2 protein-coding genes are annotated in these 26,514 nt (G+C 74.9%); both read left to right on the plus strand.

The genetic code is table 11. The annotated features are described in order from the left end of the window. The first annotated feature begins 3 nt into the window (after positions 1–3). Positions 4–10,488, plus strand: coding sequence for an SDR family NAD(P)-dependent oxidoreductase (locus E4U91_RS35345; RefSeq protein WP_422070946.1), 10,485 nt, complete (start codon positions 4–6; stop codon positions 10,486–10,488). Further along, positions 10,481–26,512 carry a type I polyketide synthase gene (locus E4U91_RS35350; RefSeq protein WP_137310571.1) on the plus strand — a complete coding sequence of 5,344 codons (16,032 nt, stop codon included), beginning with the start codon at positions 10,481–10,483 and terminating at the stop codon, positions 26,510–26,512. The genes E4U91_RS35345 and E4U91_RS35350 overlap by 8 nt, the downstream gene beginning before the upstream one ends. The last annotated feature ends 2 nt before the right edge of the window (positions 26,513–26,514 follow it).

The raw sequence follows: 26,514 nt of genomic DNA on the forward strand, positions 1-26,514 counted from the left end.
GGGCTGGAGATGTCCGAGGAAGAAAAGCTCAGGGGTTACCTCAAGCGGGTCATGAACGACCTGCGCAAGGCCAACCGCCGCCTGGAGAAGGCGGAACGGGCCCGCACCGAGCCCATCGCGATCGTCGGCATGGCCTGTCGCCTCCCCGGCGGGGTGCGCTCACCGGAGGACCTGTGGCAGGTGCTCGCCGAGGGCCGCGACGTCACGGGCGACCTCCCCACCGACCGCGGCTGGGACGTCGACGCCCTCTACGACCCCGACCCCGAGCGCTCCGGCCACCTCTACGTACGGCGCGGCGGGTTCCTCGACGACCCCGCCGCCTTCGACCCCGCCTTCTTCGGCATCTCACCGCGTGAGGCGCTGGCGATGGACCCGCAGCAGCGGCTGCTGCTGGAGACGTCGTGGGAGGCGCTGGAACGCGCCGGGATCGATCCGCTGTCACTGCGCGGCAGCCGCACCGGCGTGTTCGTCGGCCAGAACCACCAGGAGTACGGAACCCGGCTCGCGCACGCCCCGACGAGCGTCGAGGGCCACCTCGTCACCGGTGTGGTCCCCAGCGTGCTGTCGGGCCGCATCTCCTACACCCTCGGCCTCGAAGGCCCCGCCGTCACCGTGGACACGGCGTGTTCCACCTCCCTGGTCACCCTGCACCTGGCCGTGCAGTCGCTGCGCAACGGCGAGTCCTCGCTCGCGCTGACGGGCGGCGCCACCGTCCTGGCCGGCCCCGGCCCGCTGGTGGAGTTCAGCAGGCAGCGCGTGCTGGCGGCGGACGGCCGGTGCAAGGCGTTCTCCGCCGCCGCGGACGGCATGGGCATGGCCGAGGGAGTCGGCGTGCTGGTCCTGGAGCGGCTGTCGGACGCGCGGCGCAACGGGCACCGTGTGCTGGCCGTCGTCCGGGGTTCGGCGGTGAACCAGGACGGCGCCTCCAACGGCCTGACCGCGCCCAACGGCCCCTCCCAGCAACGGGTCATCCGGGCGGCGCTGACGAACGCGGGCCTCACCCCCGCCGACATCGACGTCGTCGAGGCGCACGGCACCGGCACCTCGCTCGGCGATCCGATCGAGGCCCAGGCACTGCTGGCCACCTACGGCGTCCACCGCGAACGGCCGCTGCGCCTGGGCACGGTGAAGTCCAACATCGGCCACACCCTCGCGGCCGCCGGAGTGGCCGGCGTCATCAAGTCCGTGCTCGCCCTGCGCCACGGGACCGTGCCCAAGACGCTGCACGCGGAGACCCCTTCCCCGCACATCGACTGGTCCTCCGGCGCCCTCCTGCTCTCGACGGAGGCGACCCCCTGGCCGAGCGGCGAACGGCCGCGCCGCGCCGCGGTCTCCTCCTTCGGCATCAGCGGCACGAATGCGCACGTGGTGTTGGAGGAGGCGCCGGCGGGGGAGGAGGCGCCGGTTGCCGAGGCGGTCGTTGACCCGGCGGTACCGGTACCGGTGCCGGTGGTGGTGTCGGGGCGGGACGAGGCCGGGTTGGGCGTTGCGGCCGGTCGGCTGGGTGCCTTCGTGTCGGCTGATGTGGGTGTGTCGGTGGTGGGGGTGGCGCGTGCTGCGGGGGTGGGTCGTGCCGCATTGGAGTGCCGGGGCGCGGTGGTGGCCGCGGACCGCGATGAACTGCTGGCGGGCTTGGAGGAGTTGGCAGCCGGGGACGGGATCCGCGGCACTGCCGGCCGTGGCGGGCTGACCGGGTTCTTGTTCTCGGGTCAGGGCTCGCAGTGGTCGGGGATGGGGGGTGAGCTGGCGCGGGCGTTCCCGCTGTTCGGTGAGGTGTTCGGTGAGGTGTGCGGGCGGTTGGAGGAGCGGCTGGGTTTCGGGCTGCGTGAGGTGGTGTTGAGCGGCGGCGAAGCCGTGGACGGGACGGTGATAGCGCAGTGCGGGTTGTTCGCGTTCGAGGTGGCGTTGTTCCGGTTGGTGGAGTCGTTCGGTGTGGTGCCGGAGTTTGTGGTGGGTCATTCGGTGGGGGAGGTGGCGGCGGCTCATGTGGCGGGGTTGTTGTCGCTGGAGGATGCGGTGCGGTTGGTGTCGGCGCGCGCGGTGTTGATGGGGGACTTGCCGTCGGGTGGGGCGATGCTGGCGGTGGGTGCCCCGGAGGCAGAGATCGGCGAGGTGCTCCAGGGTCTGGAGGGTGTTATAGGGGTGGCGGCGGTCAATGGTGCGTCGTCGGTGGTGGTGTCGGGGGACGCCCAGGCGGTCGGTGAGGTGCAGGTGGCGGCGGCTGAGCGGGGCTGGCGGCACAGGCGGTTGCGGGTGAGTCACGCCTTTCATTCGCCGTTGATGGAGCCGGTGTTGGACCGCTTCCGAGAGGCGATCACGGAGATCGAGTTCGGCCGCCCCCGGTTGGGTTTCGTCTCCTCGGTCGAGGTGGGTGCGGCTGCGGACTCGGTGGAGTACTGGGTGCGCAATGTGCGGCAGACGGTGCGCTTCGCCGATGCGGTCGGGCATGCGTGGCGGCAGGGCGTGACGCGTTTCGTGGAGATAGGCCCCGACAGTGCGCTGACCGCTGCGGGTGCGGATGGTGTCCCGGATGACGCGGGGGTGTCGTTCGTGGCGTTGCAGCGTCGCGAGCGGCCGCAGGCACGGGCACTGGCAGAGGGCCTGGCGCGGTTCCACGTGGCGGGCGGGTCGGTGGACTGGGCGGCGTGTCTGCCGCCGGCCGGGCACGTGGACCTGCCCACCACCGCCTTCCGGCACCAACGCTACTGGCTGGACTCCACCGAACCGACCGACCCCGCCGTGCTGGGCGCCGTACCCGTCAGGCACCCCCTGCTCGGCGCGCTGGTCCCGATGCCGGGCGAGCTCGATTCCGTGCTCACCGGGCGGATCGGGCTGCGGGGCCAGCCCTGGATCGCCGACCACCGGGTCACCGGCGCGGCCGTACTGCCCGGCACCGCGTTCCTCGAACTCGCCCGGCGCGCCGGCGAACTCATCGGCGACCTGCGCGTGGAGGAGCTGATCCTCGAAGTGCCCCTGACGTTGCCCGCCGAGGGCGACACCGCCCTGCGCGTCGTCGTCGGCGAACCCGACACCGCGGGGCGCCGTAGCGTCGAGGTGCACACCCGGCCGGAGGAGCCCGGGTCACCGTGGACCCGGCACGCCACGGGCGTCCTGGTCGAGGACACGGACGACACGCCGGGCGCCGGGGGCGGCACGGTCGCGGAACTCGTGCAGTGGCCCCCGGCCGCCGCCGAGGCCGTCGACCTGGACGACCTCTACCCGCGTCTGGCCGGGACCGGGCTGGAGTACGGCCCGGCGTTCCAGGGCCTGCGCGCGGCCTGGCGGCGCGGCGAGGAGATCTTCGCCGAGGTCGCCCTGACCGATCACGAGCGCGGCCGGGCGCAGGAGTTCGGGATGCACCCGGCGCTGATGGACGCCGCCCTGCACGCCCTCGGCGTGGACGACCACCACGGACTGCGGCTGCCGTTCGCCTTCCACGGCGTCCGTACGTACGCCCCGGGCACCTCGGAGCTGCGGGTCCGCCTCGCCCCGGTCGGGGAGGACGCGATCCGCGTCGACCTCGCGGACTCCCTGGGCACCCCGGTGGCCACCGTCGAACGACTGGTGCTGCGCGCCCTCACGGGCGAGCTGCGCCCCGTACGACGGAGCTCGCTCCACCGGCTCGACTGGACGCCCGTGCCCACCCGCCACGAGGGCGGTCCGAGCACCGGCACGTTCTTCCGCGTTCCCTGCCTCCCCGTCGCCGAGTGCACCGCCGCGGTGCTGGAGCGGCTGCGCGAACGGCTCGGTGAGGACGACGCCATGGACGCGCGGCTGGTCGTGGTCACCGAGGGTGCGGTGGCCGCCGCCGACGACGAGACGCCCGATCCGTCCGGCGCGGCCGTGTGGGGCCTGGTGCGGTCGGCGCAGGCCGAGTGGCCCGACCGCTTCGTCCTGCTGGACACCCTCGGTGCCGCCGCCACGGACGCGGAACTGACCCGGGCCCTGAGCACCGGGGAACCCCAACTCGCCCTGCGCGAAGGACGCGTGCTCGTGCCGCGGCTCGCTCGTGCCACCGGTACGGCCGTCGAGGCGCCCTGGTCCGCCGAGGACACCGTCCTGATCACCGGAGCCGCCGGCACCCTGGGCCGGCTGGTGGCCCGGCACCTGGTCGCCCGGCACCACGTCCGGCGGCTCGTACTGGCGTCCCGACGCGGTGCCGAAGCCCCCTCGCTGACGGACCTGAGCGCCGAACTGCGCGCCCAGGGCACCGACGTCACGGTGGTGGCCTGCGACGTCGCGGACCGGCAGGCGGTGGCGGCGCTGCTGGCCGACCACCCGGTGACAGCGGTCGTGCACGCCGCCGGGGTCGTCGACGACGCCCTGATCACCGATCTGGACGAGGAACGGCTGCGCGCCGTGATGGCACCCAAGGTGCTCGGCGCGCGCTGGCTGGACGAACTGACCCGCGACCGCGAACTCAACCGCTTCGTGCTGTTCTCCTCCGCCTCGGCCGTCCTCGGGAACGCCGGACAGGCCGCCTACTCCGCCGCCAACGCCGTCCTCGAATCGGTGGCCCGCGACCGCCGGGCCGCCGGTCTCCCGGCCGTCTCGCTGGCCTGGGGGCTGTGGGAGGAGACCAGCGGCATCACCGCGCACCTCACCGACGCCGACCGCGCGCGCATCGCCCGCGGCGGCATCGCAGCCCTTCCCACGGAGGAGGCCCTGGACCTCCTCGACACGGCGGTCGGGTCGGACGAGGCGGCCGTGGTGCCCGTACGGCTGGACACCGCCGCCCTGCACCGCCTCGACCCGCTGCCCCCCGTCTTCGCCGGCCTGGTCCGCCAAGGCCGCCGTACACAGCGGCGCTCCGGCTGGGCCGACCGGCTGCGCGCACTGCCCGCCACCGACCGTCGACGCGTCGCCCTCGACCTGGTCCGCGGCCGGGCGGCCGGCGTGCTGGACCTGGCCTCGGCCACGCAGATCGACGCCGAGCGGACCTTCACCGACCTCGGCTTCGACTCGCTGACCGCGCTGGAACTGCGCAACCAGCTCGGCACCGCCACCGGGCTGCGCCTTCCCTCGACCCTCGTCTTCGACCACCCGACCCCGGCCGCGCTCGCCGACTTCGTGCTCGCCCAGGCCGGCGAGCCGAGCGCGGAGCCCGAGCGCGCGGCGAGCACTGCGGTGGTCGCCGTCACCCCCGACGAGCCGGTCGCGATCGTGGGGATGGCGTGCCGTTTCCCGGGCGGGGTGGCTTCGCCCGAGGACCTGTGGACCCTGGTGGCCGAGGGCCGGGACGGGATCACCGCGTTCCCGCAGGACCGGGGCTGGGACCTGGCCGGGCTGCCGGTGGGGTTGGGCGGGTTCGTCTCGGGTGCGGCTGACTTCGATCCGGGGTTCTTCGGGATCTCGCCGCGTGAGGCGTTGGCGATGGATCCGCAGCAGCGGTTGCTGTTGGAGACGTCGTGGGAGGCGCTGGAGCGGGCCGGGATCGATCCGCTGTCGGTGCGCGGCAGCCGCACCGGTGTGTTCGCCGGAGTGATGTACCACGACTACGCGACCCGTCTCACGCACGTCCCGCAGGAGCTGGAAGGGTACGTCGGCAACGGCAACCTGGGCAGTGTCGCCACGGGCCGGGTCGCCTACGTCCTGGGTCTCACCGGGCCGGCGATGACCGTGGACACGGCCTGCTCGTCCTCGCTCGTGGCCCTGCACCTGGCGGCACAGTCGCTGCGCTCGGGAGAGTCCGCCCTGGCGCTGGCGGGCGGGGTCACGATCATGTCCAGCCCCACGCCGTTCCGCGAGTTCGACCGGCAGGGCGGTCTCGCGGCCGACGGCCGCTGCAAGTCCTTCTCCGCCGGCGCGGACGGTACCGGCTGGTCCGAGGGAGTCGGCGTGCTGGTCCTGGAGCGGCTGTCGGACGCGCGGCGCAACGGACACCGGGTGCTGGCCGTCGTCCGGGGTTCGGCGGTGAACCAGGACGGCGCCTCCAACGGCCTGACCGCACCGAACGGACCGGCGCAGGAGCGGGTGATCCGTGCTGCGTTGGCGGCGGCGGGGGTGTCGGCGCGGGACGTGGACGTGGTGGAGGCGCATGGTACGGGGACGACGCTGGGTGATCCGATCGAGGCGCAGGCGTTGCTGGCGACGTATGGGCGGGATCGGGAGGGTGAGCCGTTGTGGCTGGGTTCGGTGAAGTCGAACATCGGTCATACGCAGGCGGCTTCGGGTGTGGCGGGGATCATCAAGACGGTGCTGGCGCTGGGGGAGGGGGTGTTGCCGCGGACGTTGCACGTGGACGAGCCGTCTGCGCATGTGGACTGGTCCTCGGGTGCGGTGTCGCTGCTGGGTGAGGCGCGTCCCTGGCCGGAGACCGGTCGGCCGCGGCGTGCGGCGGTGTCGTCCTTCGGTGTGAGCGGCACCAACGCCCACGTCGTCATCGAGCAGGCCCCCGACGAAGCGGTGACGCAGCCCGAGGTGAGTCCTCCGGTGCCGGTGCCGGTGCCGGTGGTGGTGTCGGGGCGGGACGAGGCCGGGTTGGGGGTTGCTGCGGGTCGGTTGGGTGAGTTCGTTGCGGGTGATGTGGGTGTGTCGGTGGTGGGGGTGGCGCGGGCTGCTGGGGTGGGGCGGGCTGCGTTGGAGTGCCGGGGTGCGGTAGTGGCGACAGACCGAGCTGAACTGCTGGCGGGACTGAAGGAGTTGGCTGGTGGGGGCGGGATCCGCGGCACTGCCGACCGTGGCGGGCTGACGGGGTTCTTGTTCTCGGGTCAGGGGTCGCAGTGGTCGGGGATGGGGGGTGAGCTGGCGGAGGCGTTCCCGCTGTTCGGTGAGGTGTTCGGTGAGGTGTGCGGGCGGTTGGAGGAGCGGCTGGGTTTCGGGCTGCGTGAGGTGGTGTTGAGCGGCGGCGAAGCCGTGGACGGGACGGTGATAGCGCAGTGCGGGTTGTTCGCGTTCGAGGTGGCGTTGTTCCGGTTGGTGGAGTCGTTCGGTGTGGTGCCGGAGTTTGTGGTGGGTCATTCGGTGGGGGAGGTGGCGGCGGCTCATGTGGCGGGGTTGTTGTCGCTGGAGGATGCGGTGCGGTTGGTGGCTGCGCGGGCGGTATTGATGGGGGAGTTGCCGTCGGGTGGGGCGATGCTGGCGGTGGGTGCCTCGGAGGACGAGGTGGGTGAGGTGCTCCGAGCGGTGTCGGGCGTGGTGGGGGTGGCGGCGGTCAATGGTGCGTCGTCGGTGGTGGTGTCGGGGGACGCCCAAGCGGTGGGTGCGGTGGAGGTCGTGGCGGCCGAGCGGGGCTGGCGGCATCGGCGGTTGCGGGTGAGTCACGCGTTTCATTCGCCCTTGGTGGAGCCGGTGCTGGAGCGGTTCCGTGAGGCGATCACGGGGATCGAGTTCGGCCGTCCGCGTTTGGGGTTCGTGTCGTCGGTCGAGGTGGGTGCGGGTGCGGACTCGGTGGAGTACTGGGTGCGCAACGTGCGTGAGACGGTGCGCTTCGCTGACGCGGTCGGACATGCCTGGCGTCAGGGCGTGACCCGGTTCGTGGAGATGGGCCCGGACGGTGCGCTGACGGCGGCGGGCGCGGATTGTGTCCCGCAGGACGCGGACGCGGCTGTGTCGTTCGTTGCGTTGCAGCGTCGTGAGCGGCCGCAGGTGCGGGCGCTGGCGGAGGGCCTGGCCCGTTTCCACGTGGCGGGCGGGTCGGTGGACTGGGCGGCGTATCTGCCGCCGGCCGGGCACGTGGACCTCCCCACCACCGCCTTCCGGCACCAACGCTACTGGCTGCACACCGACTCGGCGCCGACGCACCGCGGCGGGCACCCGCTGCTGGACGCCACCGTGGAGTTGGCCGAGGAGGACGGGTTCCTGCTGTCCGGGCGACTGGACACCCGGTCCCAGGCCTGGCTGGCGGACCACACCGTACTCGGTTCGACCCTGGTACCCGGCAGCGTGTTCGCGGAACTCGCCCTGCACGCCGCGGCGGAGGCCGGACTCGCCGGCGTCGTCGAACTGACCCTCCAGACACCTCTGTTGCTGCCGGAGGACAACTCGGTCGAGGTACAACTGCGCGTCGGCGCGCCCGGCGCGGCGGGAGAAAGGCCCCTGACCGTCCACGCCCGGCCGACGGGGGAGACCGCCCCGTGGAACACGTGCGCCCGCGCCGTGCTCGGCCCCGTGACGGCGACCCCCCGGGGCGCAGCGGCCGCTTGGCCGCCACTCGACGCGACCCCGATCGACGTCGGTACGGCGTACGCGGACTTCGCCGCCGCCGGGCTGGAGTACGGCCCGGCGTTCCGGGGCCTGCGCGCGGCCTGGCGGCGCGGTGAGGAGGTCTTCGCCGAGATCGCTCTGCCGGACCTCATCGGCAGCGGCGGCCGGTACCACTTGCACCCGGCCCTGCTGGACGCGGCGTTGCACGCCCTGCGCTACCTGGACGGGACCCCGGACGACCGCGCCCTGCTCCCCTTCGTGTGGAACGGGCTGGCGGTGTCCCGGACCGGCGTGTCCGCGCTCAGGGTGCGCCTTTCCCCCCTGGCCGCCGGGTCGGCCCGCCTCGACCTCACCGACCCGGAAGGGGCACCGATCGGTGTCGTGGACGGCCTCGTCGTACGACCGGTGACGGCAGCCCAACTGGGTCAGCAAGAAACGCTGTTCGCCGAGGAACTGGTGCCCGCCACCCCCTCGGCCGACCCGGAACCGGCCGTGGTGACGTGCGCGGACCTGGCCGAACTGGCCTCTGTGGCCGAACTGGCCGATCGGGAACCGCCCGCGGTGGTGGTGCTGCTGGACCGTCCCGAGGACGATCCAGCCGTCGCGGCCGGCCGGGCGCTGGACGCGGTGCAGGCCTGGCTGGCGGGGGACCGCTTCGCCGGCAGTCGGCTGGCGCTGCGCACCCGGAACGCGCGGCGCGACCCGGCCGCGTCCGCCGTGTGGGGCCTCGTGCGCTCGGCGCAGCAGGAACACCCGGACCGCTTCCTGCTCGTCGACGTCGAGGACCCGGACGTCGAGGACCTCGACGTTGAGGCCGGCACGCACGCGCACGAGGACGCCACCGACACGCACGAGGACGGCACGCACGACCGTGCGCCGGCTGAGCCGGACACCCGCATCCCCGCCGCGATCCCCGCCGCGGTCTGGAACGTGCCAGGCGGGCAGGTGGTCGTGCGCGACGGTGTACCGCTCGTCCCGCGGCTGACGCCCCTCGCCCTGTCCGCCCTCCCCGAGCGCCGCGACACCGCTCGCCCGTTCACCGGCCCGGTGCTGGTCACCGGCGGCCTCGGGACGCTCGGCGCCGCCCTGGCCCGCCACCTGGCGGCCGACTGCGGCGTGCGGGAACTGGTGCTCACCGGGCGCCGGGGACCGGACACCCCCGGCGCCGCCGCCCTGGCCGACGAACTCGCCCGGCTCGGCGCCGACACCCGGATCGTCGCCTGCGATGTGACGGACCGGGACGCCGTGGCCGCCCTGCTGGAGGAGCACCCGGTCACCGCCGTGGTGCACGCGGCGGGCGGCGTGGACGACGGCGTGGTCACCGCCCTGAGCCAGGAACGACTCACCGCGGTGCTGGCCCCGAAGGTGCTCGGCGCCCGCTGGCTCGACGAACTGACCCGGGACAGGGAACTGACCGACTTCGTGCTGTTCTCCTCCGCTGCCGGACTCCTCGGCTCGCCCGGACAGGGCGCCTACGCGGCGGCCAATGCCGCCCTCGACGCACTGGCCCGCCGGCGCCGGGCCGCCGGTCTCCCGGCCGTCTCCCTCGCCTGGGGGCTGTGGGAGGAGACCAGCGGCATCACCGCGCATCTCACCGACGCCGACCGCGCGCGCATCGCCCGCACCGGGTTGCGGCCCCTGGCCACCTCCGAGGCGCTGGAGCTGTTCGACCTGGCGCGGACCAGCGACGAGCCGGTGCTCGCCCCGATGCGCCTCGACCGGGCGGCCGTCAGGGCGGCGGGCCCGGTGCCGGCGGTGCTCCGGGGCCTGGTCCGGGGCGCCCCCGCCCCGGCCCCCGGCGCACCGGCGGTCGACACCTCCTTCACCTCGGTGTCCGGACCGGAACGGGAGGAGGCCCTGCTGGCCCTGGTGCGCGCCGAGGCGGCGGCCGTACTCGCCCACGACTCACCGGACGCCGTCCTCGGCCACCGCACCTTCGCCGAACTCGGCGTCGATTCCCTGGCCGCGGTGGAACTGCGCAACCGCCTTGCCGCACGGACCGGCGTCCGGCTGCCCGCCGCCGTCGTGTTCGAGCACCCGACCCCGGCGGCCCTCGCGGCACACCTGTCCGCGTGCCTGCCCGACACCGACGGCACCGTCGGTGTCTCCGTGAGCGCCGGGCTCGACCAGCTGGAAGTGGCCCTCACCGATGCCGCCCCGGACACCGTGGACCGCACCGAGCTGCGCATGCGGCTCACCGCACTGCTGTCCAAGTACGGCGGCGACGCACCGACCGGCGCGACACCGGAAACGGACCTGTCGTCGGCCTCCGACGACGAACTGTTCACCCTCGTGGACGACCTCGGCATCGACCAGCAGCAGGAAAGGAATCCGCGTGGCTGACGAGGACAAGCTCCGGGAATACCTCCGGCGTGCGCTGGCCGAGGCCCAGAGCGCCCGGCACCGGCTCGCCGAAGTGGAACAGGCCCGGCGCGAGCCGATCGCGATCGTGGGCATGGCGTGCCGTTTCCCGGGCGGAGTGGGCTCGCCCGAGGACCTGTGGACCCTGGTGGCCGAGGGCCGGGACGGGATCACCGCGTTCCCGCAGGACCGGGGCTGGGACCTGGCCGGGCTGCCGGTGGGGTTGGGCGGGTTCGTCTCGGGTGCGGCTGACTTCGATCCGGGGTTCTTCGGGATCTCGCCGCGTGAGGCGTTGGCGATGGATCCGCAGCAGCGGTTGCTGTTGGAGACGTCGTGGGAGGCGCTGGAGCGGGCCGGGATCGATCCGCTGTCGGTGCGCGGCAGCCGCACCGGTGTGTTCGCCGGTGTGATGTACCACGACTACGCCACGCTGATGGACACCGTTCCCGAGGAACTGCACGGCTTCATCGGCAACGGGAACGCCGCCAGCATCGCCACGGGCCGGGTCGCCTACACCTTCGGCCTGGAGGGCCCCGCCGTCACCGTGGACACGGCTTGCTCGTCGTCCCTGGTCACCCTGCACCTCGCCGTGCAGTCGCTGCGCAACGGGGAGACCTCCCTCGCCCTGGCCGGCGGCGTGACCATCATGTCCACCCCCGGAACGTACGTCGAGTTCGACCGGCTCGGGGGCCTGGCCGCCGACGGCCGGTGCAAGGCGTTCTCCGCCGCCGCCGACGGCACGGGGTGGTCCGAGGGCGTCGGGATGCTCGCACTGGAGCGGCTGTCGGACGCCCGGCGCAACGGCCACCGGGTGCTCGCCGTGATCCGGGGTTCGGCGGTGAACCAGGACGGCGCCTCCAACGGCCTGACCGCGCCCAACGGCCGCGCCCAGCGCCAGGTGATCCTCGAAGCCCTGACCGACGCCGCCCTCTCCCCGTCCGACGTCGACGCCGTGGAGGCGCACGGCACCGGCACCTCGCTGGGCGACCCCGTCGAGGCGCAGGCCCTGCTCGCGGCGTACGGCACGGGTCGCGAACGGCCCCTGTGGCTGGGGTCGGTCAAGTCCAACCTCGGGCACACCCAGGCCGCGGCGGGCGTGGCCGGCGTGATCAAGATGGTGCAGGCCATGCGGCACGGCGTGCTGCCGCGCACGCTGCACGCGGAGGAACCGACCCCGCACGTCGACTGGACCGACGGCGCCCTGGCCCTCCTCACGGAACCGGTCGAGTGGCCCGGCACGGATGTCCGGCGGGCGGGGGTGTCGGCGTTCGGTGTGAGCGGCACGAACGCGCACGTGGTGCTGGAGCAGGCGCCGGTGGGGGAGGAGGTGCCGCTTGCCGAGGCGGTTGTTGACCCGGCGGTACCGGTGCCGGTGGTGGTGTCGGGGCGGGACGAGGCCGGGTTGGGGGTTGCTGCGGGTCGGTTGGGTGAGTTCGTCGCGGGTGATGTGGATGTGTCGGTGGTGGGGGTGGCGCGGGCTGCTGGGGTGGGGCGGGCCGCGTTGGAGTGCCGGGGTGCGGTGGTGGCCGACGACCGGGCTGAATTGCTCGTTGGACTGGAGGAGTTGGCGGATGGGGGCGGGATCCGGGGTGTGGCCGGCCGTGGGGGGCTGACCGGGTTCTTGTTCTCGGGTCAGGGGTCGCAGTGGTCGGGGATGGGGGGTGAGCTGGCGGAGGCGTTCCCGCTGTTCGGTGAGGTGTTCGGTGAGGTGTGCGGGCGTTTGGAGGAGCGGCTGGGCTTCGGGCTGCGTGAGGTGGTGTTGAGCGGCGGCGACGCTGTCGACGGGACGGTGGTCGCCCAGTGTGGGTTGTTCGCGTTCGAGGTGGCGTTGTTCCGGTTGGTGGAGTCGTTCGGTGTGGTGCCGGAGTTCGTGGTGGGTCATTCGGTGGGGGAGGTGGCGGCGGCTCATGTGGCGGGGTTGTTGTCGCTGGAGGATGCGGTGCGGTTGGTGGCTGCGCGGGCGGTGTTGATGGGGGAGTTGCCGTCGGGTGGGGCGATGCTGGCGGTGGGTGCCTCGGAGCGTGAGGTGGGTGAGGTACTCCAGGGTGTGGAGGGCGTTGCAGGGGTGGCGGCGGTCAATGGTGCGTCGTCGGTGGTGGTGTCGGGGGACGCCCAGGCGGTGGGTGCGGTGGAGGTCGTGGCGGGCGAACGGGGCTGGCGACACAAGCAGTTGCGGGTAAGTCACGCCTTTCACTCGCCCTTGGTGGAGCCGGTGCTGGAGCGTTTCCGTCAGGCGATCACGGGGATCGAGTTCGGCCGTCCGCATTTGAGATTCGTCTCGTCGGTCGAGGTGGGCGCGGGCGCGGACTCGGTGGAGTACTGGGTGCGCAACGTGCGTGAGACGGTGCGCTTCGCTGACGCGGTCGGACATGCCTGGCGTCAGGGTGTGACCCGGTTCGTGGAGATGGGCCCCGACAGCGCGCTGACCGCCGCTGGCGCCGGGTGCGTCCCGGACGACGCGACCGTGTCGTTCGTAGCGTTGCAGCGTCGTGGGCGACCCCAGGCGCGGGAACTCGCGGAAGGGCTGGCCCGTTTCCACGTGGCGGGCGGTTCGGTGGACTGGGCGGCATATCTGCCGTCGGCCGCGCACGTGGACCTGCCCACCACCGCCTTCCGGCGCCAACGCTACTGGCTGCGACCGGCCTCCAACGGCGACATCGGCGCCCTCGGCCTGCTGCCCGCCGGCACCCCCCTGCTCGGCGCGGCCACCCCGCTGGCCGGCTCCGACGGCTACCTGCTCACCGGCCGGCTGGCGGTCGCGTCGCTGCCCTGGCTCGCCGACCACCGTGTCGCGGGCGACGTCCTGCTGCCGGGCGCCGCGTTCGCGGAACTGGCCCTCCAGGCCGCCGACCGGGTCGGCTGCGACCACGTGGCGGAACTCGTCCTGCAGGCGCCGTTGACGCTCACCGACACCACCGCCGTACGCCTGCAACTGGCCGTCCACGAAGCCGACGGGTCGGGGCGCCGCACCCTGGAGATCCACTCCCGGGCCGACGACGCGTCCCCGGACGAGTCGTGGACCCTGCACGCCACCGGCGTGCTCACCACCGCTCCGGCCGAGCCGGTCGGGACGGAGGAGGACTGGCCCCCGCGGAACGCCACGCCACTGAGCGTGGACACCGTGTACGGCGACCTCGCCGCCCTCGGCCTGGAGTACGGCCCGGCGTTCCAGGGCCTGCGCGCGGCCTGGCAGCGGGGCGAGGAGGTCTTCGCCGAGATATCCCTCCCCAAGGAACTGCCGCTTCAGGCACATGAGTTCGGCGTTCACCCCGCGCTGCTCGACGCCGCCCTGCACGCCCTGTCGCTCACCGGCACCACCGGGGGCGCCCGGCTCCCGTTCTCCTGGTCCGGAATTCGGCTGCACGCCACCGGTCCGGCCGCCGCGCGGGTGCGTCTGGTCCCCACGGGCGACGGCACAGTCGCGCTGGACCTGTTCGACACCACCGGCGCCCCCGTGGCCTCCGTGGCGTCCCTCGCGTTGCGCCCGGCGGGGGGCTCGGCCGCCGTCCGCGTGCCGCACGACTCCCTGTTCCGGCTCGACTGGGGCGCCGCTCCCGCAGCCGCCGACCCCGTTGCCGGAACGTGGGCGGTCCTCGGGACACTGCCCACCGACCTGACGGCCGACCTGCGCGCCGCCGGTGTCGGACTGGCCGCCGACGGCTCCGCCACCGCGGCGACCACCGTGCTGGCGGTCCCGGCCGGTGAACCGGTGCACCAGGTGACCGCGGCCGTGCTCCGCCAGGTGCAGGACTGGCTGGCCGCCACCGCGGCGCCCGCCCGGCTGCTGGTGGTCACCAGCGGCGCCGTCAGCACCGGCCCGGACGACCAGCCCGCCGATCCGGGCGGCGCGGCCGTGTGGGGGCTGCTGCGCGCCGCCCAGGCCGAACAGCCCGACCGCATCCTGCTGGCCGACACCGACCGGACCGGCGAGTCCCGGCGCGCCCTCGTCGCCGTCGCGGACGCGGGACACCCGCAGACGGCGGTGCGCCGAGGCGTTCTCCTCGTCCCGCGTCTGGTGCGACCGGAGCCGGCTCCGCCCGCCGACGGGAACTGGCGGCTCGCCGTCACCCGCCCCGGGACCCTCGACCACCTCGCCCCGGTGCCCGCACCGGCCGCGAACGCACCCCTGGCGGCGGGCCAGGTGCGCATCGCGGTGCGCGCGGCCGGCCTCAACTTCCGCGACGTGCTGATCGCCCTCGGCATGTATCCCGGCGAGGCGGCCCTCGGCGGGGAAGGGGCCGGCGTCGTGACCGAAGTGGCCGACGACGTCACCGACCTGGCGCCGGGCACCCCCGTGCTGGGCCTGTTCCCCGACGCCTTCGCCCCCGTCGCGGTGGCCGACCGCGCCGCCGTCGCGCCGGTACCGGACGGCTGGAGCTTCGAGCAGGCGGCCGCCGTACCGATCGCCCACCTCACCGCGTACCTCGGCCTGGTCCGCCTCGCCGGACTGCGGGAGGGCCAGGCGGTACTGGTCCACTCCGCGGCCGGCGGCGTCGGTACGGCCGCCGTCCAGCTGGCCCGGCACCTCGGCGCCGAGGTCTACGGCACCGCCAGCCCCGGCAAGTGGCAGGTCCTGCGCGACCTCGGGCTCGACGACGCGCACATCGCCTCCTCCCGGGACACCGCGTTCGCGACCCGGTTCGGGCAGGTCGACGTGGTGCTCAACTCGCTGTCCGGGGAGTTCGTCGACGCCTCCGCCGCACTGCTGCGGCCGGGCGGCCGGTTCCTGGAGATGGGCAAGACCGACCTGCGGGACCCGGACGGGTTCCCCGGCCTCCGCTACCAGCCGTTCGACCTGATGCAGGTCCCGCCGTCCGAGATGCGGGAGCTGCTCGCCGAGGTGCTGGAGCTGTTCGCCACGGGGGCGCTGACCGTCCCCGTGCCGTCCGTGTGGCCCGTCGCCCGCGCCGCCGACGCGTTCCGCCACCTCAGCCAGGCACGGCACACCGGGAAACTCGTGCTCGCCCTGCCCCGCAGGACCGACCCCGAGGGCACCGTCCTGATCACCGGTGGCACCGGCACGCTCGGCGCCCTCGTCGCCCGGCACCTGGTGCGCGAGCACGGCGTACGGCACCTGCTCCTCACCGGCCGGCGCGGGTCCGACGCCCCCGGTGCGGCAGACCTGGCAGCCGACCTCGCCGGTCTCGGCGCCGACGTCACGATCGCCGCCTGCGACGCGTCCGACCGCGACGCGCTGGCCGCGCTCCTCGCCTGCCTCCCCGCCGCGCACCCGCTCACCGCCGTGGTCCACGCGGCCGGCGTCACCGACGACGCACTGTTCACGGCCCAGACGCCCGAGCGGCTGTCCGCGGTGCTGCGGCCGAAGGTGGACGCCGCACTCCACCTGGACGAGCTCACCCGCGGGCACGACCTGGCCGCGTTCGTGTTCTTCTCCTCCGCCACCGGCACCCTCGGCGGACCCGGCCAGGCCCCGTACGCGGCCGCCAACGCCTGCCTGGACGCGCTGGCGGCCCGGCGCCGCGCCGCCGGACTGCCGGCCCAGTCCCTGGCGTGGGGCCTGTGGGCGCCGCCCAGCGGCATCACCGGCGACCTGTCCCCGTCGGACCTGGCCAGGATGGCCCGCGCGGGCGTACAGGCCCTGTCCGCCGAGGAGGCGCTGGCCCTGTTCGACGCCGCCCTGGCGCTCGACGAACCGGTGCTCCTGCCCGCCAAGGTGCGGCTGCGCACCGCTGACCCGGCACTGCTCCCCCCGCTGCTGCGCACCCTGGCACCCGCACCCCGGCGCAGGGCGGCGGCCGGGCGTGCTCCCGCCTCCGCGCCGGCGCGGCTGACGTCCGAGCAGGCACTGTCCCTGGTGCGTACCGAGGCCGCCGCCGTGCTCGGACACACCGGCGCCGCGGCCGTCGACCCCGATGCCGAGTTCCGTGCGCTCGGAGTGGACTCGCTGTCCGCCGTGGAGCTGCGCAACCGGCTCGCCGCGGCCACCGGCGTGGGCCTGCCCGCCACCCTGGTCTTCGACTACCCGACCCCGGCCGCGCTGGCCGCGTACCTGACCGAGGAGCCCGACGAGCCGGAGACGGCCGAGGTATCAGCGGCGGGGCACGCTCCGGCCGGCACCGACGAACCCGTCGCGATCGTCGGCATGGCCTGCCGCTTCCCGGCCGGCATCCGCTCGCCCGAACAACTGTGGCGGTTCCTGCTCGACGGCGGGGACGGCATCAGCGAGTTCCCCACCGACCGGGGCTGGGACCTGGACACCCTCTTCGACCCCGACCCCGACCGGCCGGGCACCTCGTACACCCGGCACGGCGGTTTCCTGAAGGACGCCGCCGACTTCGACGCCGAGTTCTTCGGCATCAACCCGCGCGAGGCCCTCGCCACGGACCCGCAGCAGCGGCTGCTGCTGGAGACCACCTGGGAGACCTTCGAGCGGGCCGGCCTGGACCCGACGGCCGTGCGCGGCAGCCGGACCGGCGTGTTCGTCGGCGTCATGCGCCAGGACTACGGCCCGATGCTGCACCACGCGGCCGAGGGCGTGGAGGGGTACCGGCTGACCGGCAGCGCCGCCAGCGTCGCCTCCGGACGGCTCGCCTACACCTTCGGCCTCGAAGGGCCCGCCCTGACCGTGGACACGGCCTGCTCGTCCTCCCTGGTCGCCCTGCACCTGGCCGCACAGGCCCTGCGCAACGGCGAGTGCGACCTGGCGCTGGCGGGCGGCGCGACCGTGATGGCGACCCCGGGACTGTTCGTCGAGTTCTCCCGGCAGCGCGGACTGGCGGCCGACGGCCGCTGCAAGTCCTTCTCCGCCGCCGCGGACGGCACCTCGTGGTCGGAAGGCGTCGGCATGCTCCTGGTGGAGCGGCTGTCCGACGCCCGCCGCAACGGTCACCGCGTCCTCGCCGTCGTGCGGGGCTCCGCCGTCAACTCCGACGGTGCCTCGAACGGGCTCACGGCGCCCAACGGTCCCTCCCAACAGCGGGTGATCCGTGCCGCGTTGGCGGCGGCGGGGGTGTCGGCGCGGGACGTGGACGTGGTGGAGGCGCATGGTACGGGGACGACGCTGGGTGATCCGATCGAGGCGCAGGCGTTGCTGGCGACGTATGGGCGGGATCGGGAGGGTGAGCCGTTGTGGCTGGGTTCGGTGAAGTCGAACATCGGTCATACGCAGGCGGCTTCGGGTGTGGCGGGGATCATCAAGACGGTGCTGGCGCTGGGGGAGGGGGTGTTGCCGCGGACGTTGCACGTGGAGGAGCCGTCTCCGCATGTGGATTGGTCCTCGGGTGCGGTGTCGCTGCTGGGTGAGGCGCGTCCCTGGCCGGAGACCGGTCGGCCGCGCCGTGCGGCGGTGTCGTCCTTCGGTGTCAGCGGCACCAACGCCCACGTCGTCATCGAGCAGGCCCCCGACGAAGCGGTGACGCAGACCGAGGCGGGACCGCCGCTGCCCCTGCCGGTCGTGGTGTCGGCCCGCACCCGGCCGGCGCTGAGCGCCCAAGCGGCCCGGCTGCTGACCCACCTGCGCGAGCACCCGGACCTCCCGCCGGACGCCCTCGCGACCGCGCTGCTGACCACCCGCACCGCACACCCGTACCGCGCCCTGGTGCCGGGCGAGCCGTCCGCCGGCCTGGCCGCCCTGGCCGGGGGCGACCCGGGCGCCGCCGACGCGATCACCGGGTTCGCCCCGGACGCGGGCAAGCTCGCCTTCCTGTTTCCCGGCCAGGGATCCCAGCGCCCCGGCGCGGGCCGCGCCCTCATCGCGGAGTTCCCCGCCTACGCCGCGGCGTTCGACACGGTGTGCGCCGCCCTCGACCCGCACCTGCCCCGGCCGGTGCGCGAGGTCCTGTTCGCGGCCGAGGGCACCCCCGAGGCCGACCTCCTGGAACGCACCGACTTCACCCAGGCCGCGCTGTTCGCCGTCGAGGTCGCCCTGACCCGGCTCCTCGAGAGCTGGGGCGTGGTGCCGGACCTGGTGGCCGGTCACTCGGTCGGCGAGATCGTCGCCGCCCACGTCGCCGGAGCGCTCACCCTCGGGGACGCCGCACGCCTGGTGACCGCCCGGGGCCGGCTGATGGCACGTGCCACGCCCGGGGGCGCGATGGTGGCCGTCGAGGCGACCGAGGCGGAGCTCGCCCCCCAGCTCGCCGAGCACACCGGGCGGGTACGGCTGGCCGCGGTCAACGGCCCCCGCGCCGTAGTGGTTTCCGGCGACGCCGACGCGGCCGAGGGGATCGCCGCGCATTGGCGCGAGCGGGGCCGCCGCACCCGACGGCTGCGGGTGACGATGGCGCCGCACTCCCCGCACGTCGACGGCATCCTCGACGAGTACCGGGAGGTCGTCTCCGGCATCACGTTCACCGCGCCGCACCTGCCCGTCGTGTCCACGGTGACCGGCGCACCGCTGACGGACGAGGAGATCACCGATCCGGAGCACTGGGTCGCCAACGTCCGCGACGCCGTACGGTTCCTGCCCGCCGTCCGCGCACTGGCCGCTGCGGATGTCACCGCGTTCGTCGAGGCCGGTCCGTCCGCGGCGCTGACCGCGATGGTCCGCGACTGCCTGCCGGAGCCGACGTCCGTTCCGGACGGCGCCGTTCCGGACGGTGCCGGTCCGGACGGTGCCGGTCCGGACGCGCCCGGTCCGGAGCCCGTCGTGCTGCCGACCCTCCGCGACGGCCGGGACGAGGTGCCGGCCGTCCTCGACACGGTGGCCCGGCTCCACGTGCACGGCAGGTCCCCCGACTGGGCGAAGGTCACCGAAGGACGTGCGCCCGGACCGGTCCCCCTGCCCGTCTACCCCTTCCAGGCACGCCGGTTCTGGATGACCGGCGAGGCGGGCACCGGGGCCGGCGCGGCCGGACTCGACCCCGTGCGGCACCCCCTGCTCGGCGCGGCCGTCGCCCTCGCCGACGGCACCGGCGTCCTGTTCACCGGCCGACTGTCCACCTCCACCCACCCCTGGCTGGCCGATCACACCGTCGCCGGCCGGACCGTCGTCCCCAGCACCGCGCTGGTCGAACTGGCCGCCCGCGCCGGGGCGGAGCTGGGCTGCGACCGGATCGCCGAACTCGTCATGGACACCCCCCTCGCGCTGCCCGAACGCGGTGCCACCGCGGTGCAGCTCGTCGTCGCCACGCCCGACGACACCGGACGCCGGGAAGTGACCCTGCACTCCCGGACCGACACGGGCGCCGACGACGTGCCGTGGGTCCGGCACGCCACCGGTGTCCTCGAACCGCACACCGGCACGGCTCCCGCACCGGCACCGGCCGCCTGGCCCCCCGACGGGGCCGAACCGGCGCAACCGGCCGACCTGTACGACCTGCTGGCCGACCGCGGCCTCGACTACGGCCCGGTCTTCCGCGGCCTGCGCGCCGCATGGCGGCGGGACACCCCGGCCGGCACCGAAGTCTTCGCCGAGGCGGAACTCCCCGACGCCGCCGACCCACGAGGCTTCGGCGTCCACCCGGCGCTCCTGGACGCCACCCTGCACGCCCTCGCCGGTGACGCGGCGGGGGACACGGCCAGCCTCCCCTTCGCCTTCACCGGCGTCACCGTCCACCAGAGCGCCGGACGGACCCTGCGGGCGCGCCTCACTCCCCACGACGGCGGCCTCACCGTCACCACCCACGACGAGCACGGCACCCCGGTCCTCACCGTGGACCGCCTCGTCATGCGTCCCGTCCCGGCGGACCTGCGCGGCACGACGCCCGGCACCGACGCCCTGTACACCCTTGACTGGACACCGGTCGCCGCCGACACCGACGGGGCGCCCCCCACGGAACTCGGCCCCGACCTCGACCTCGACGCGATCACGGAACCCGCGGAACGCCTGCTGGCCGCGTTCCCTCCGGACGGCACCGGCGGCCCCGACGGCCCCGCCGGCATCTCCGCGGCCGTCCACCGGGCGCTGGCCCTCCTGCGCGCCTTCCTGGCCGACGAACGACTCGCCGACCGCACGCTCGTCCTGCGCACCCACGGCGCCGTGGACGGCGACGACCTCGGTGCCGCCGCGGTCTGGGGACTGGCCCGGTCGGCCCAGTCGGAGAGCCCGGGCCGCGTCGTCCTGCTGGACAGCGACGGCACCGTGCCCGACTCCGTCGCCCTGGCCACCGGCGAACCCCAACTGGCCGTCCGCCGGGGCGAGGTGCTCGTCCCCCGGCTGACGCGAACCGACGCCGCGGAGCCCGCGGCCTGGGACCCCGAAGGCACCGTCCTGATCACCGGCGGCACGGGCGCGCTCGGCTCGACGCTGGCCCGCCACCTGGTCGCCGAACACGGGGTCCGGCACCTGCTCCTCGTCGCCCGCCGCGGCCCGGACGCGCCGGGCGCCGCCGACCTGGTCGCCGACCTCGCCCGGCTCGGCGCCACCGCCGAGGTCGCCGCCTGCGACGTCGCCGACCGTGAGGCGCTCGCCGCGCTGCTGGCCGCCGTACCGGACGCGCACCCGCTCACCGCGGTGGTGCACACCGCCGGTGTCCTGGACGACGGCATGCTCACCGCCCAGACCCCCCAGCGCGTCGACCACGTCCTGCGACCCAAGGCCGAAGCAGCCCTGCACCTGGACGAACTCACCCGAGAACACGACCTCGCCGCCTTCGTCCTGTACTCCTCGGCCGCCGGCATCCTCGGCAGCCCCGGCCAGAGCAACTACGCCGCCGCCAACGCCGTCCTCGACGCACTCGCCGTCCGCCGCCGAGCGGCCGCCCTGCCCGCCGTGTCCCTGGCCTGGGGCCTGTGGGCCGGCACCGGCGGCATGGGCGACGCCGCGGACGACACCGCCCGGCGCCGCATCGAGCGGCTCGGCGTGGTGCCGCTCACCCCCGAGGAGGGCACGCGACTGTTCGACGCCGCCGTCCACGGCGCGGCCCCCCTGGCCGTGCCGGTCCGCCTGGACCTGGCCGCCCTGCGGGCCCAGGCCCGCACCGTGCCCCCGGCCCCGGTGCTGCGGGGCCTGGTCCGCGTCCCGGCACGTCCCACCGGCACCGGCGCGCTCCAGACCGCGCTCGCCGGCCTCGACGACGCCGCCCGACGCCGCCTGGTCCTCGACACCGTGCGCACCGCCGTGGCCGCCACCCTCGGCCACACCGGCCCCGCCTCCCTCGGGGACCGGCGCGCCTTCACCGACCTCGGCTTCGACTCGCTGACCTCCGTGGAACTGCGCAACCGGCTGGCGGCGCGGACAGGAGCCCACCTGCCCGCCACGCTGGCCTTCGACCACCCGAGCATCGACGCCGTCACCGAATACCTCCTCGGCCGGCTCACCGCGGACACCGCCCCGGCCGCACCCGCCGGAGCCCGCCGCGCCGGCCGGGCCGACGAGCCGATCGCCATCGTCGGCATGGCCTGCCGCTACCCGGGCTCCGTGCGGTCCCCCGAGGACCTGTGGCGGCTGGTCACCGCCGGCGACGACGCCATGTCCCCGTTCCCCACCGACCGCGGCTGGGACACCGAGCGCCTCTACGACCCCGACCCCGACCGCGCCGGCCACACCTACCTCACCTCGGGCGGCTTCCTGCACGACGCGGCGCGCTTCGACGCGGGGCTGTTCGGGATCTCCCCGCGCGAGGCGCTCGCGATGGACCCACAGCAGCGGCTGCTGCTGGAGACCTCCTGGGAGGCCCTGGAACGGGCCGGGATGGACCCGCTGTCCCTGCGGGACTCGGACACCGGCGTGTTCGTCGGCGTCATGTACCACGACTACGCCACCCGCCTGCCCAGCACGCCGAGCGACGTCGAGGGCTACCTCGGCGCCGGCACCGCCGGCAGCGTGGCCTCCGGCCGCCTCTCCTACACCTTCGGCCTGCGGGGCCCGGCGGTCACCGTGGACACCGCCTGCTCCTCCTCCCTGGTCACCCTGCACCTGGCGGCGCAGGCCCTGCGCGCCGGGGAGTGCTCCCTCGCGCTCGCCGGCGGCGCCACCGTGATGGCCACCCCCGGCACCTTCATCGAGTTCTCCCGCCAGCGCGGCCTGGCCGCCGACGGCCGCGTGAAGGCCTTCTCGGCCGACGCGGACGGCACCGTCTGGTCCGAAGGCGTGGGCCTGCTGGTGCTGGAGCGCCTCTCCGACGCCCGGCGCGAGGGGCACCGCATCCTCGGCGTGGTCCGGGGGACCGCGGTGAACCAGGACGGCGCGTCCAACGGCCTCACCGCCCCCAACGGTCCCTCCCAGGAACGGGTCATCCGCTCGGCGCTGCGTGCGGCCGGGCTGTCCCCGGCGGACGTCGACCTGGTCGAGGCCCACGGCACCGGCACCGCGCTCGGCGACCCGATCGAGGCGCAGGCCCTGCTGGCCACCTACGGCCAGGAACGGGCGGGCGACCCCCTGTGGCTCGGCTCGGTCAAGTCCCACCTCGGGCACACCCAGGCGGCGGCCGGCGTGGCCGGCGTGATCAAGGCCGTCCAGGCGATGCGGCACGGGGTGCTGCCCCGCACCCTGCACGTGGACGAGCCCACCCCGCACGTGGACTGGGAGTCGGGCGCGGTGCGGCTGCTCACCGAGGACCGGCCCTGGCCGGACACCGGCCGGCCGCGCCGAGCCGCCGTCTCCTCCTTCGGCATCAGCGGTACCAACGCCCACGTCGTCATCGAACAGGCCCCGGCCGCACCGCCGGCGGACCCCGTTCCCGCACGCCTCGTCCCGGTGCCGCTGTCCGGCAACACCGAGGCCGCGCTGCGCGCCCAGGCCCGGCAACTGCACCGCTGGCTCACCGCCTCGCCGGACACCGGTCCGGTCGAGACCGCCGCCGCCCTCGCCACCGGACGCGCCGAACTGCCCCACCGGGCCGTGGTGGTCGCCGCCGACCGCGCGCACCTGCTCGGCGGACTGTCCGCGCTGGCCGCCGACGAGAGCGCACCGCATGTCGTCACCGGAGCCGCCGGCTCCACCGGCCGCACGGTGTTCGTGTTCCCGGGTCAGGGGGCGCAGTGGGCGGGGATGGCGGTGGAGTTGCTGGGTGCTTCGCCGGTGTTCGCGGCGCGGATGGCGGAGTGTGCGGCGGCGTTGGGGGAGTTCACGGAGTGGTCGTTGCTGGATGTGGTGCGGGGGGTGGGTGGTGCTGCGTCGTTGGAGCGGGTGGATGTGGTGCAGCCGGTGTCGTTCGCGGTGATGGTGTCGTTGGCGGCGTTGTGGCGGTCGTTCGGGGTGGAGCCGGACGCGGTGGTGGGTCATTCGCAGGGGGAGATCGCGGCCGCGTGCGTGGCGGGCGCGCTGTCCCTGCGCGACGCCGCCAAGGTCGTCTGCGCGCGCAGCAGTCTGATCGCCGAGGAACTCGCCGGCCACGGCGGCATGGCCTCCGTGTCCCTCCCCGCCGACGAGGTGAGCGCCCTGCTGCCCGCCGCGGGAGACGTCACCGTCGCCGCGGTCAACGGACCCGGCTCCACCGTCGTCGCCGGTGAACCAGGAGCTCTGGAAAGGCTGTTGGCCGACTGTGCCGCACGCGGGGCCCGCACCCGGCACGTCGCCGTCGACTACGCCTCCCACTCCCCGCAGGTCGAGCGCATCGAGACGCGCCTGCGGGAGGTACTGGCGGAGGTACGGCCCCGGGCGGCCGACGTCCCCATGTTCTCCACCGTCGTCGCCGACTGGGTCGCCCCGGACGACCTCGACGCCGGCTACTGGTACCGCAACCTGCGCCACACCGTCCGCTTCGAGGAAGCCGTCCGCGCCCTCGCCGACCAGGGACACCTCGCGTTCATCGAGGTCAGCCCCCACCCCGTGCTCGTCCCCGGCATCGACCAGACGCTCGACGGGGCGACCGTCGTCGGCTCACTGCGCCGCGACGACGGCGGCCCGGACCGGTTCCTGCTGTCCGTCGCCGAGGCGCAGGTCGCCGGGGTGCCGGTGCGGCTGTCCGCCGCCTTCGACGACGACCGCCCCGCCCCGGTGGACCTGCCCACCTACCCCTTCCAGCGGCAGCACTACTGGCTGACCGCCCCCGAACACACCGGCGACACCGGCCGGGACAGCGCCTTCTGGACGGCGGTCGACGACGCCGACCCCACGGACCCCGGAGCACTCGCCGAACTGCTCGGCGTACCGGCCGCACCCCTGGCCGAAGTGCTGCCGGGGCTGACCGCCTGGCGCGCCGCCCAGGACGCGGCGGCCGCCGCCGACGCCCTGCGCTACACGGTCCGATGGCGCACCGCACAGCTCGACGACGCCCCCCTCACCGGGACGTGGCTGGTGGTCGCCCCCGAAGGACTGCCCCTGGCCGCCGACTGCGCGGCCGCGCTGGCCCGCGCCGGCGCCGAAGCGCGCGTCGTCGGCCCGGACGAGGCGGCCGCCGGGATCGGCACCGCCGACGCCGTCGTGTCCCTGCTCGCCCTGACTCCGGCCGACCCGGCGGACGAACCCGCCGTGCCCGCCGGACTGGCCGCCACCCTCGACCTCGTCCGCACGGTGGTCCGCACCGGCGCGGACACCACGCTCTGGCTGGTCACCAGCGGAGCCGTCGCCGCCACCCCCGCCGACCGCCTGCCCCGGCCCGAACAGGCCACCCTCTGGGGCCTGGGCCGCACCCTCGCCCTGGAACACCCGAAGCTGTACGGCGGCATCCTCGACCTCCCGGACCTCCCGGAGGAGCCCGACGCCACCCTGGACCGGCTGCCCGCAGTGCTCGCCGGGACCCTGGACCGGCTGCCCGCGGTGCTCGCCGGCACCGAGGACCAGGCCGCGCTGCGCGCCACGGGCCTGCTCGTCCCCCGGCTGGCCCGCGCCCCCCTGGCCGGGCGCACCCCGGTCGGGCCGTGGCGTCCCAGCGGCACCGTGCTCGTCACCGACGGGCTCGGCCCGATGGGCCTGCCGGCCGCCCGGTGGCTCGCCGCCCACGGCGCCCGGGCCCTTGTGCTGACCACCGACGACCCCTCCGCCACCGCACCCGACGACCTCGGCGTCCCGGTGACCGTGAGCACCTGCGACCCGGCCGACGAGAAGGAACTCGCCGCCCTGCTCGCCGCGATCCCGGCCGACGCGCCACTGACCGCGGTGGTGCACGCCGCCGGCACCCTGCGCTCCGGTCCCGTGGCCGACCTCGACCTCGCCGGGGCCGCCGCCGCCCTCGACGCCAAGGTGCGCGGCGCGGCCACCCTGCACCGCCTCACCGGCGAGCTGGAGGCGTTCGTCCTGTTCTCGTCCGTCGCGGCCACCTGGGGCGGCGGTGAACAGGGCGCGTTCGCCGCGGCCAACGCCTACCTCGACGCCCTCGCCCACCACCGGCACGCCCTCGGGCTGCCGGCCACCGCGCTGGCCTGGGGCCCCTGGGAGGGCGTCGGGCTCGGCGCGGCGGACGCCGCCGGCGGGCCCGCCCGCCGCGAACAGCTGCGCCGCCGCGGCATCCTGGCACTGTCGCCCGAACGGGCGCTCACCGCGATGGCCGACGCCGTACGGCACGGCGAACCCGTGGTGACCGTGGCCGACGTGGACTGGACCGCCTTCGCGCCCGCGTTCACCGCCGCCCGGCCCAGCCCTCTGCTGAGCGACCTGCCCGACGTACGCGACGGCGTCACCGCCGACGCCGCCGCCGAACCCGGTGCCGACACCTCCTCCCTGGCAGCGCGGCTCACCGCACTGCCCGAAGCCGAGCAACACCGCGCGCTGACCGACCTCGTGCGCCGCGAAGCGGCCGTCGTCCTCGGCCACGACGACCCGGACGCGATGCCCACCGGCCGCCCCTTCACCGAGCTCGGCTTCGACTCGCTCGCCGCCGTCAACCTGCGCAACCGCCTCGGCACGGCCACCGGCGTACGGCTGTCGGCCACCGCCGTGTTCGACCACCCCAGCCCCGCCGCACTCGCCGACCACCTCCTGCGCCACCTCGCCGCGCCCCCGGCGGCGGCCGTCGGCTCCCTGGACGAGGAACTGGACCGGCTGGCCGGCGTCCTCTCCGACGTCTCGGACGAGGACGAACGCCGACGGGCGCTCGCCCGCCTCCAGGGCCTGGTCGGACGGCTGGCCACGCCCGCCGACGGCGACCGCGCATCGGTCAGCGAAGCACTCGGCACCGCCAGCGACGAAGAGATCTTCCGGTTCATCGACTCGGAGTTGAGCTGATC

It is taken from the genome of Streptomyces lasalocidi (assembly GCF_005280215.1).
Classification (GTDB): domain Bacteria; phylum Actinomycetota; class Actinomycetes; order Streptomycetales; family Streptomycetaceae; genus Streptomyces; species Streptomyces longwoodensis.